The organism is Roseibium sp. RP-7 (assembly GCF_053005225.1).
Genome location: NZ_JBRKQA010000001.1, coordinates 3,215,478 through 3,226,776 on the forward strand (window position 1 = coordinate 3,215,478; position 11,299 = coordinate 3,226,776).

Here is an 11,299-nt window from a genome sequence, read left to right on the forward strand (position 1 = left end):
GTCGCGTCCTGTCCCTCGTTCGTCCTGCGCCCTCTTCAGCCGGGCACAGGAGCAATAAAAAAGCCGCCGACCGAACCGCATGACGGGAGGAATTCCCATGCGGTTCAGATCGGCGGCTTTGCCTGTGCACCCGGCAGTGGGTGCGATATCTGGTAGGCCAGCGTCGGCCTCACCTGCTTAAAAGCACGAACTGTGCCAATTTGGAGAAATTGGCTTTTCTCTTTATTTACAGATACTTACTCTTTGTGAAAATTTTGACCATATGCTCAAGCTGCATATTTGATCATCGAAGCTTGCAGGCAACTGAACGAATTTTGTGCAACGCAACCAGACTGCCCCGGCGCCAGGCAAGCTGTCTCGGAAGTCAAAAACGGGCGCCGTCAAACATTTCGATGGTCATGTCTGTCGCTTCGCCGGTCAGCTCCAGAGCCTCCAGATAGGCGGTCGGAGAAAAGACCTTTTCAACTTCGCTTTCCGCCTCTCGCGAACGCTCCACCTGCCCCCAGCGAACCATCTGCTCGTAGAACCATTTGCCATGAACCGGCATTGGCGCTGCCTTGAGCCCACCCGAGAAGGTCAGGAAGTCCGGAACGTTCTTCACCGAGACCGGGCCGAGCCTGATGCGGCCCGATAGCGCTGCAAGGCAGATTTCAGCGGGGCAAGCCAGTAGGTCCGGCCTTGCGAGCATGTCGGCCAGCTCGGCATTGTTCTTCGGATCGGCGCACCAGTCGGCGGCTGCCGAAAAGGCACGCATCAGCGCGGCCAGCGTTTCCGGGTTGGCTTCGGCCCATTTGCGCGTCACGCCCAGCACTTTTTCCGGACTGTCCGGCCAGATGGCCTGTTTGTAGGTTGCAATGCGCCCCGTTCCCGCGTCGACCGCAGCCGTGTTCCAGGGTTCGCCAACGCAATATCCATCGAGTTGGCCGGCGGCCAGGGCATCCGCCATGACCTGCGGAGCCAGTACGGTAATCTCGACATCCCGGTCCGGATCAATTCCGGCGGCGGCGAGCCAATAGCGCAATTCATAGGCATGGCCTGAAAACGGGTGCACAACCCCGAAATGAAGCAGCGGCGCATCCGCCTCCTGCTGGTTGGCAATCACCCGCGCGAGCGCCGCACCGGTCGACGTCGGGTCGCCTTCCGGATCGGCTCCGACAGCCGACATGTCCGCCCAGAGTGCGTTGGAAACCGTAATTGCGTTGCCACCTAGCCCCAGAAGCATGGGCGCCAGCATGGGCACGGCAAGACTGGTCAGGTTGAGGCTGGATGCAATCGGCATCGGGGCGAGCATATGCGCCACGTCGAAATGACCGACCGAAATTCTGTCTCGAATATTGGCCCAGGATGTTTCGCGGATCAGCTTAAGCGCAATGCCTTCCTGCTCGGCAAAACCGAGTTCGGCAGCCGCCACGACAACGGCACTGTCCAGAAGCGGAATAAAACCCGCAATGACAGGCTTCAAATTCGTATCCATGATCCTCCAGTCCCCTGGTTGGCCGCTTCTCCCCACTCGGTGTTTTTTGTTGTCATCGCGTCAGTCTCCCAGAAGTCCGCTGGCGATCACCAGGCTCTGCGCCACATCAATGATCTTCCGGCTCTGGTTCATGGCCGTGCGACGCAACAGGTCATAGGCCTCCTGCTCGCTGAGCCCCTTCGATTTCATCAGGATGCCCTTGGCCCGATCGATGGTTTTCCGGTCTGCAAGTTCAGAGCGCACTTCCTCCAGCTCCTCCGTCAGCCTGGAAAACGCGCGAAAGCGGCTGATCGCCATATCAAGGATCGATTTGACCCGCTCCCGCTTGAGCCCGTCGACGATATACGCCGACACCCCCGCATCGACGGCCGCCTCGATGGAATGGCTGTCCGACTTGTCGACGAACATCGCAATCGGTCGTCGCACCGCACGCGACACCTGAAACATGTGTTCCAGCTGGTCGCGATTCGGGTTTTCCAGATCGATGACAATCACATCCGGATTGATGTCGGCGATCTGACGAACCAGTCCTTCCATCTGGTGAACAAGAATGACCCTATCGTGCCCGGCATCGTGCAATCCCTGCTCGATGATCGAGGCACGGATCTTGTTGTCATCTATAACCAGAATGGAAAGCCCGCCGCTCATGCCGCCATTATGCGCAGGGCTATTTTTTATGCAACAAAAATGCTGCGCCGCAACAACGCTGTCCTGTGGAGACATTCTGAAGTGACGCTGGAGCGCTTGAAATCGGACTTGCGAAAGGCGGAAACCAAAAGAAGATTTCTCCTCTGGACAGAACCCCATAGCCTTTGAATGATGCACCGGGAAAATTCAAGATGAAGGAAAGCGGGATGGCGGACACGTTTGAGCCGAAGGCGCATGTGGCCCACATGGAAAAGATGTTGGGGCTGACGATCGAAGAAGATTGGCGCCCTGTTGTGGAAATGCATATTGCCGCGATCGAGAAAGCTGCCGAAGCCGTCCTGGATTTTCCGCTGGAAGACCACGCCGAAGCCGCACCGGTCTTTGTTCCATGAGCCAGGACAACAGCAAACTGAACACCCGCTCCGCGGCTCAGACGGCCACAGCCGTCAACAGCGGCGACATCAAGGCTCTGGAAGTTGCCTACGCATCTCTCGAGACCATTGAACGTCTCAATCCGACGGTCAACGCCTTTACCGACGTTCTGGGGGAGCGTGCACTTCTTGAAGCGCGCGCTGTCGATGACGCGATTACAGAGGGCCGAACACTGCCACTCGCCGGTGTCCCATATGCGGTCAAGAACCTGTATGATGTCGAAGGCCTGACAACCCGCGCCGGCGCGAAGATCAATCGCGAAAACCCGCCTGCTTCTGCCGATGCGACTTTGGTCCGCAAGCTGAAAGACGCTGGCGCAGTTCTGGTCGGCGCGACCCACATGGGCGAATACGCCTATGATTTTACCGGCGAAAGCGCACACGACGGCATCTGCCGCAATCCTCATGATACGGGTCATATGACCGGGGGGTCTTCCTCCGGATCTGCCGCGGCAACGGCTGCCGGCATGGTGCCGCTGGCAATGGGCTCCGATACCAATGGCTCCATCCGCGTGCCGGCCTCGTTCTGCGGCCTGTTCGGCTTGAAACCGACCTATGGCCGTCTCAGCCGTGCAGGCACATATCCGTTTGTCGGCAGTCTCGATCACCTAGGCCCACTCACACGATCGGCAGAAGATCTTGCCCTGATCTTTGACGTCCTGCAGGGCCACGACCCCGCGGACCCGGCCCAGGCAAACCATCCGGAAATCGAGACCCATAACCGGTTGCAGGAAGATATCGGCCCGCTGCGCATTGCCGTGGCAGGTGGCTATTTCCGCGACAAGGCCCTGCCGGATGCCCTGAATGCAGTGGATCTTGTCGCCAAGGCGCTTGGGGCAAGCCTTGAGATCGACATTCCGGAAGCTGCCCGGGCCCGCGCCGCGGCCTATGTCATCACGGCAGCCGAAGGCTCTACCCTGCATCTCGGCCGCATCCTGGAACGGCCGCAGGACTTTGACCCGGAAACGCGTGACCGCTTCCTGGCGGGAACCATGGTACCGGCAATCTGGGTCCAGCAGGCGCAGCGCTTCCGGAGCTGGTTTCGCGACCTCTTCCGCAAGATCTTCGAGAATGTCGATGTTCTTCTGGCCCCGGCGACCCCCTTCCTGGCCCTGCCGTCAGGTACCAAGACCTTCACGATCGGCGGTGAAACCATGCCGGCCCGGCCCAACATCGGCCTGTTTACCCAGCCAATCTCCTTCATCGGCCTTCCCGCGGTGACGGTACCGGTCTGGCTGGAAGGGGCGACATTGCCGATCGGTGTTCAGGTGATCTCCCCTGCCTGGCGCGAGGATCTGGCGCTTCGTGTCGCTCACCACCTGGAACAGACAGGTATCTGCCGCGCTCCCGTCGCCAATTTGACGGCCTGAAGCCCGGTGAAAAGGGAACAGGCCCGTACTACAGGAAACCTCAGTCTGGCGCAGTTGCGAGCGCTGGAAGCTGTGGTGCGCACCGGAAGCTTCACAGATGCGGCGAAGGAGATCGGCGTCTCCCAACCCTCCATCTCCAATCACATTCAGGGTCTGGAAAGCCGCTTCAAGACAAAACTGCTGGTAAAGTCCGGATATTCAGTTTCCGCGACGCCGGCTCTGGTCGCTCTATTGCCCCGCATCAGGGCCTTGCTGGCATTGGCAGGCGATCTGGAAACCGAGCTGTCTCACCACCGCGCCCTGGCGGCTGGTGAACTCAGGATTGGCTATTCAACCTATCAGCTCGCCATCCCGATCATCTCGTCCTTCATGGCGAAACACCCGACCATCTCGATCGAGGCCCGCGCCCTTGCAAGCCAGGACATCGTCAACCTGATCGAAACAGGCTCTCTCGATATCGGCTTCATTACCGGACGCGAAATTCCGGCAGGTCTCGAAGGCGAACTGATCCTGAAGACACGCATTGTCCTCGCGGTTCCTCCCGAACACCCGCTGGCGAAAAAGGACAGCGCTTCCTGGAAAGACGTCGCCGAGCTCCCACTCCTCCAACGCGAAGGAAGTTCCGGTACCCGCAGACTGTTCGAAGCCGCTGCCACGCTTGCCGGAACAAGACCCAAGACCGCACTCGCTCTTGGCTCGTGGGGGTCGATCGCAACCCTGGTCAGATCCGGCTCGGGTATCGGTGTCGCGCTGGAAGCGGAAATCACCGAGCGCGACGGTTGTGTCGGTGTCAGGATCGAAGACGCAAACCTCACCGCAAACCACTTTGCAGTCTGGCAAAAAGACATGGGTACGGTTGCCGCAATAGAGGCATTTCGAGCCGGTTTGCCCGCCCCATGACAAATTGAAGTCACCCGTCATTTTATAATTAAAACCTATACATTTCGATCTTTGATAGACCGAAAGACGCTTCCGTGATTACTGGCGCCTGACGTTTTCAAAACCACTGCACCAGAGTCGATTTCATCGCCCACGACAAAAGCGTGATACTGACTTCGAACGGCTCCAGCACATTTCCAGAGACCGCCTGAATGAAACAGAGATCTTATGACCTTGCGATCGTCGGTGCCGGGATCGTTGGGCTTGCGCATGCCCTCGCAGCAGTCAGGCGCGGCAAGAAAGTAGTCGTCATTGATCGCGACAGCCAGGCAAATGGCGCCTCGATCCGCAACTTCGGCTTTGTGACCGTCACCGGCCAACAGGCAGGCGACTGCTGGCAGAAAGCGTCGCGCAGCCGACAGGTGTGGGCAGAAGTTGCGAAAGCCGCCCGCATACCGCTGCTGCACGAAGGTCTGACCATGACCGCAAGGCTCCCGGAGTCGGAAGGTATTATCGACGCGTTTCTGAAGACAGAAATGGGTGCGGAGTGTCGGCGCCTTACACCCGCAGAGTCCGCCCTCAAGGTTCCCTGTTTGCGACAGGAGAAAATCACCTGCGCGCTCTATTCGCCGCTGGAAGTGCGCGTGGAATCGAAAGATGCCCTGCCCCGGATCGCCAATTGGCTGAAAGAAGCCCATGCAGTCGACTTCCTCTGGCAGACAAGCGTCAATTCTGTCGAGGCGCCGAAGCTTCAAACCTCGCGCGGGACGGTGCACGCGGAGACCGTGATCATCTGCCCGGGCGACGATGGCACGACGCTTTTTGCTGACCGGATCGCCACTTACGAAGTCACGCGCTGCAAACTGCAGATGTTACGCGTCGCCCCTCACAATCGTATCGACCTTGGCACCGCAGTCATGTCTGACCTCGGCCTTGCGCGATATCTTGGCTATGCCGAACTCCCCCAAGCAGAGCCTTTGAAAGCCCGGCTGGATCGGGAGATGGCTGATCACCGGGAAAACGGCATTCACCTGATCGTTGTCCAGTCCGAAGACGGCAGTCTCGTTGTCGGCGACAGCCATCATTACAGCGCGACACCCGATCCTTTCATCGACAAGACAGTGAACGACCTGATCCTGGGCGAGATGGAGACGATCCTCGATCTTGGCCCCTATGACATTTCTGAAACCTGGATCGGCACCTACGCCTCTGCCCCGGACCGCTGGCGCTTCACCGATGCGCCGGACGATAGTACCCGCATTGTCGTCGTCACGGCCGGCTGCGGTGCCTCCACCGCCTTCGCCATCGGCGAGGAAACCATTGCCGATCTCTATGCGTGAGGAAACAAGATGAGCAAATTCAAAGCCGTGGTCTTCGACTGGGCCGGCACCATGATCGACTTCGGATCCTTTGCCCCGATGGGTGTCTTCGTAAAGGCCTTCGAGACCTTCGGCATTACCGCAACCATCGACCAGGCACGCGGCCCGATGGGCAAACCGAAGTGGGACCACATCCGCTCCATGATGGATGATCCGGACATCTGCGCCCAATGGATCGCCAAATACGGCCACGCACCAACTGATGCCGATGTGGACAAGGTCTACAAGGTCTTCGTTCCAATGAACGAGGAAGTCGTCGCCGATTTCTCAGATCTCGTTCCAGGTGCTGCCGAGGTTGTCAGGTTGCTTCGCGCCAAGGGCATGAAAATCGGCTCGACCACCGGCTATACACGCTCGATCATGGAACGCGTGCTGCCGAAAGCCGCCGAACAGGGGTATGAGCCGGACAATCTCATCTGTGCCGACGACCTGCCGGAAGGCCGTCCCGGTCCGCTCGGCATGTATCAGTGCTTCGTCGATCTGGTGGCCTACCCGCCGAGCGCGGTCATCAAGGTGGACGACACTGAACCGGGCATTGCCGAGGGTGTTGCAGCCGGCTGCCTGACTGTGGGTCTTGCGCTGTCGGGCAACTATGCAGGCAAGACACCGGAGGAACTCGCTGCACTTTCGAAAGATCAGGTTGACGTCCTGCGCCAGCATGCAACGGTAGAGCTGAAAAAAGCCGGCGCCGATTACGTGATTGATACGGTCGCGGATCTGCCAGCCCTGATCGAGAAACTGGAAGCGGAATGACACGTCCGAATATCCTGCTGATCACTGCTGACCAGTGGCGGGGCGATTGTCTCGGCACAGTTGGACACCCTGTTGTCAGGACGCCGAACCTTGATGCCTTCGCCGAAACGGCAACAGTTTTCGAGCAGCATTATGCGGCAACGGCTCCGTGCTCTCCTGCACGGGCCTCGCTCTATACCGGACTTTACCAGATGAACCACCGGGTCGTGTGGAATGGCGCGCCACTCGATGACCGGTTCGACAATATCGCCCGTGCTTCCCGCCGGGCCGGATATACGCCAACGTTGTTCGGCTACACCGATACGTCACCCGATCCGCGCCTGCATCACCCAAACGACCCCGTCCTGACTTCCTATGAGGGTGTTCTGCCCGGCTTCTGGGTACGCCAGCCTCTTGCCGAGGACGAAAAGCAATGGCTTTCCTGGATGGTCTCACGCGGCCACGATCCCGCAGGTTTGCCTACCATCCATCACGTGGAACCCGAAGAAGGTGAAAAAGTCAGCCTCAAGGCAGCCAGGTATTCGAAGGACGAAACCCAGACCGCCTTCATGACGGATGCCTTCCTAACCTGGCTTGGAGAACAGGAAGAAGACCGGCCATGGATGGCGCATGTTTCCTTCCTGCGTCCGCATCCGCCGATTGCCGCTCCTGCCCCCTATAACACCCTCTACCATCCGGATGACGGGCCGGGTTTCTCCGGGGCACCAACTGCGGCGGAGGAAGCTGCGTTTCATCCCCTAATGGAAGCCCTGCAGGACTATCAGCAGCTGGCCTCCCATCTACCGGGGACCACTGACTTCGTGCGTGATCTGACGGAGCGCGATCTCAGGCGGTTGCGAGCACTTTATTACGGCATGATCACCGAAGTTGACGCACAGCTCGGCCGGATCTTCGAGGCGCTGGAACCACTCGAAAACACGTTGGTTATTTTCACCTCCGATCATGCGGAGATGATGGGCGATCACTGGATGCTCGGCAAAAGCGGGTTCTACCGCGAGAGCTACCACACCCCCCTCATGATACGGGCACCGGGTGGCGGTGCAGCGAACCGGGTCTCCGCCTTCACGTCCTCGACCGATATCTTCCCGACGCTCCTGGATCTGCTGGATATCGAACCCGAGCATGCCCCGGACGGAGCCAGCCTGCTGCCGTACCTCAGCGGACAAACGCCTCTGTCCTGGCGAGATGCTGCCCTCTGGGAGTTCGATTACAGGCAATTTCTGAAGAAATGGCCGGAGAAGTTCCCGGCATCTGCCCATGAAGGATCCTCCACAGCACTTTGCCGCCTCGGGCCGGAATGGCAGTTCGTGCATTTCTCCGGAATGCCCAACATTCTGATGAAGGCCACCTGCACGTCCACCGCGCCGGTCAACGAGGCGGCCAGTCACCCGGACCTGGTGATCGCCAACCTTGATGCCCTTGTGGCAACCCGGATGCGCCACAACGACGAGACCCTGGCCCGCACCCTGGTCTGGGACTACTATCGGGAATAGCGTGTACTTTCGCAGGTCCGCTTAGCGTGACGTTAAGCGTCGAGCGACAGAATGAACCCTCCATAGGGGCTCTGAAGAATGCGTCAGACTTTGCGGAAAAATCAGCTTTTCACCGGGATTGGACGGAGTGTTCTCCGGACCATGGGACTGGCTCTCGTCGCCCTGCTCTCGCACCAGCATGTGTCCGCGGCCCCAGTTGAGCTCAAGGTCATCGACTCGATCGATCCACCCTGGCCGTCCATTGGACGGGTAAACGTTGCCGGCTTCAGGTCGACTGCCATGTGTACCGGCACCTTGATTGCACCCGATATCGTGCTCACAGCCGCCCATTGCCTCTTCAACAAGACGACCCGCAAGCCCTTTCCGATCGAAGACCTTCTGTTCATGGCCGGTGTTCGGCGGGACGAATACTCCGCCCGCCTGGAACCTGCCTGCACCATCACCGCTGCAGGATACGAGCCACGGCAGAATCCCAGGTTGCGGGAGGTACACAAGGATGTCGGGATCATTTTGCTGAAGGAACCCAGCACATTACCACCCGTTCCGGTGCTTTCGCTGGATGAGGCAACAGTTCTGACCAAGGACACACGGTTTCAATCCGCAGGCTACCGCCGCAGCCGCCGGTTTCTGCCAACCGTCGTGCCTGCGTGCAGGGTCATGGGAACCGCCGAGGACAGCTGGGTAACGGATTGCGCATCGGAAGCCGGCGCATCGGGCGGTCCGCTCCTGGTGGAAACGCCGAACGGGCTCCGTGTTGCCGGCATCATGTCGGCCAAGATCGACGCTGTTCGCTCAGCCATCGTGCCTTTCCTGGAATGGCAGGACCTTTTGGCCAATCCGAGCTGCAGCGGTGACAGTGCTCCGGCAACCCCGCCACTCCGGTCATCGTTTGATACGGACAACTGACGACAATCCAGCCGACGGGCATAATCTGAACCGAAAGACAAATTTTCTCTGCACCAACGCCGGTTGCCCGGTTATGGTGCTATTCCCTGAATTCGGCCCGGAGCAGCTTCACAACGCGTGCAGCTTTTTGGCCGGCAGACTGCCAGACGCAAAGACCCCTTGGCTCATGTACCAATCTGCGCCTCCTTCCAGTGCCGAACACTTCCGGCCGGTTTCCACCGACAAGCTCGCCTTTGTCGCCAGCGACACGGAGGAAGCACTCAAGGCTCAGGAAGACCTGTCCGCCCGCTACGGCAATGTTCCGGTGGCTGAAGCCGATGTCATCGTGGCTCTCGGCGGCGATGGCCTGATGCTGCAAACCCTTCACAAGCACATGGGCAGCAACAAACCGATCTACGGCATGAACCGTGGTTCGGTCGGCTTCCTGATGAACGAATACCGGGAAAACGACCTGAAGGACCGGTTAGCGTTGGCCGACATTACGACGATCCGGCCTTTGGAAATGACGGCAACGACGTCCGCTGGTATCCATCACGCCCTTGCCATCAACGAGGTGTCACTCCTGCGCCAGACATCGCAGGCCGCCCGGCTGCGCATCTCGGTCGATGGACGCGTCCGGCTGGAAGAACTTGTGTGCGATGGCATCATAGTTGCGACACCGGCAGGCAGCACTGCCTACAATCTATCTGCGCATGGCCCGATCCTGCCAATCACCGCACAATTGCTCGCGCTGACCCCCATCAGCGCCTTCCGGCCACGGCGTTGGCGCGGCGCGATCCTGCCGAACGGCGCCAAGGTCGATATCGAGATACTGGATCCCGGCAAACGCCCTGTCAGCGCGTCGGCCGACCACACCGAAATCCGACACGTTACCCATGTCGCAGTCCGGGAGGCGGCCGAAGCGGAAGGCGTGATCATGTTTGATTCCGATCACGGTTGGGACGAACGCATCCTCACTGAAATGTTCCGCTATTAGTTTCGAAACATCCTGGCGGAAACACCCTGTTAAGTATGATTGCCGATACTGCCAGCCACAGGCTCCGGCCGAATGCCCGAAGGCTTTGCCATCGAGGTGTTATGAAGTCAGGACCGAGCGAGGATAACGAGGACATTTGCCGTCATGGCCGACACTGCCAAGGACCAGGAATATGAAATCTTGTCCCCGCCATCGGACCTGCGCAGCAAGGTGCGGGAACTGACACCCCGCGAGGCCAAGAAATTCGATCCGGTCAAGGCGGCTGAAGCAGCACTCGAACGCTTGTCCTCCCATTTCGGAACCTGGATGAACAACGAGAGCGCCACCCTGCTTCACGCTTGGGAAGCTGTTCGCGCACAGGGATTGAACGACGACACCCTCGCCGCACTGTTTCAGGCTGCACACAACATCAAGGGACAGGCCCTGACACTTGGTTTTCCATTGGTTGGCGAAGTCGCCGCCAGCTTCTGTCACCTGATTGAAACCGTGCCGTCTCCCGACAAGTTGCCCCTGTCCCTCGTCGAACGCTACGTCGAAGCCATTCGCGCAATGGTCGCCGAAGGTGCAAAAGACGAAGCGAACAAGACCGGCGTCGAACTTCTGAAAACCCTGCAAGGCGTGACGGAAGAATATCTGGCGCAATTTCCGCCGAAACCTGATGACGTCTGACGGACCAGTAGACCAATTGCCAACAAGGTTTATGCCGCAACGTCAAAGAGTTGATTGACTCAGGTTTCAAGCGCGCATAGCATCCGGCCTATTCATGGAGAATGGCCGTGAAACATTTTTTTTGTTTCTTTTTTCTTTTATTGCTGTCTTTTACTTCCGCACATGCCGAACGAAGGGTAGCTCTCGTAATAGGGAATTCCGGCTACGCGAATGTCGCGGAGCTGAAGAACCCCTACAATGATGCCAAGGGCATGTCGGACAAGCTGACGGACCTCGGATTCGATGTTGTCACAGGTCTCGACCTGAGCTTGAGGGACATGC

The 11,299-nt window shown here is 58.9% G+C and carries 12 protein-coding genes; 10 read left to right on the forward strand and 2 right to left on the reverse strand.

The annotated features are described in order from the left end of the window. Nucleotides 1-364: 364 nt before the first annotated feature. Both ACVDG9_RS14525 and ACVDG9_RS14530 read right to left on the reverse strand, forming a co-directional pair. On the reverse strand, nt 365-1,474 hold the full coding sequence (locus ACVDG9_RS14525) for a CmpA/NrtA family ABC transporter substrate-binding protein (protein ID WP_228866597.1): 1,110 nt from the start codon (nt 1,472-1,474) through the stop codon (nt 365-367). A 60-nt stretch (nt 1,475-1,534) separates the two neighbouring features. Then, entirely contained in the window at nt 1,535-2,122 is a 588-nt protein-coding gene (locus ACVDG9_RS14530) for an ANTAR domain-containing response regulator (protein ID WP_023001117.1), read from the reverse strand. Nucleotides 2,123-2,328: 206 nt separating this feature from the next. Between ACVDG9_RS14530 and ACVDG9_RS14535 the strand changes: the two genes are divergently transcribed. From ACVDG9_RS14535 to ACVDG9_RS14580, 10 genes are all read left to right on the forward strand, one after another. Then, nucleotides 2,329-2,514, forward strand: coding sequence for a DUF4089 domain-containing protein (locus ACVDG9_RS14535; RefSeq protein ID WP_200863770.1), 186 nt, complete (start codon nt 2,329-2,331; stop codon nt 2,512-2,514). Further along, nucleotides 2,511-3,923 (forward strand): AtzE family amidohydrolase, encoded by a 1,413-nt coding sequence (locus ACVDG9_RS14540; protein ID WP_447238264.1) that lies wholly within the window; start codon nt 2,511-2,513, stop codon nt 3,921-3,923. The genes ACVDG9_RS14535 and ACVDG9_RS14540 overlap by 4 nt, the downstream gene beginning before the upstream one ends. 6 nt (nt 3,924-3,929) lie before the next feature. Then, a complete protein-coding gene (locus ACVDG9_RS14545) occupies nt 3,930-4,823 on the forward strand; it encodes a LysR substrate-binding domain-containing protein (protein WP_447238265.1) in 894 nt (297 codons plus the stop codon). Nucleotides 4,824-5,014: 191 nt separating this feature from the next. After that, nucleotides 5,015-6,142 (forward strand): TIGR03364 family FAD-dependent oxidoreductase, encoded by a 1,128-nt coding sequence (locus tag ACVDG9_RS14550; protein ID WP_447238266.1) that lies wholly within the window; start codon nt 5,015-5,017, stop codon nt 6,140-6,142. A gap of 9 nt (nt 6,143-6,151) precedes the next feature. Then, nucleotides 6,152-6,934 carry a phosphonoacetaldehyde hydrolase gene (phnX, locus tag ACVDG9_RS14555; protein WP_055654807.1) on the forward strand — a complete coding sequence of 261 codons (783 nt, stop codon included), beginning with the start codon at nt 6,152-6,154 and terminating at the stop codon, nt 6,932-6,934. Beyond that, nucleotides 6,931-8,427 carry a sulfatase-like hydrolase/transferase gene (locus ACVDG9_RS14560; protein WP_447238267.1) on the forward strand — a complete coding sequence of 499 codons (1,497 nt, stop codon included), beginning with the start codon at nt 6,931-6,933 and terminating at the stop codon, nt 8,425-8,427. Before phnX ends, ACVDG9_RS14560 begins: the two co-directional genes overlap by 4 nt. 141 nt (nt 8,428-8,568) lie before the next feature. Beyond that, a complete protein-coding gene (locus ACVDG9_RS14565; RefSeq protein WP_447238268.1) occupies nt 8,569-9,333 on the forward strand; it encodes a trypsin-like serine peptidase in 765 nt (254 codons plus the stop codon). A gap of 166 nt (nt 9,334-9,499) precedes the next feature. Further along, nucleotides 9,500-10,309 carry an NAD kinase gene (locus ACVDG9_RS14570; RefSeq protein ID WP_447238269.1) on the forward strand — a complete coding sequence of 270 codons (810 nt, stop codon included), beginning with the start codon at nt 9,500-9,502 and terminating at the stop codon, nt 10,307-10,309. 144 nt (nt 10,310-10,453) lie between these two features. Then, on the forward strand, nt 10,454-10,978 hold the full coding sequence (locus ACVDG9_RS14575) for an Hpt domain-containing protein (protein ID WP_023001108.1): 525 nt from the start codon (nt 10,454-10,456) through the stop codon (nt 10,976-10,978). A gap of 107 nt (nt 10,979-11,085) precedes the next feature. After that, nucleotides 11,086-11,299, forward strand: a 214-nt coding sequence (locus ACVDG9_RS14580; RefSeq protein WP_447238270.1) for a caspase family protein, incomplete at its 3' end; no start/stop codon positions are given.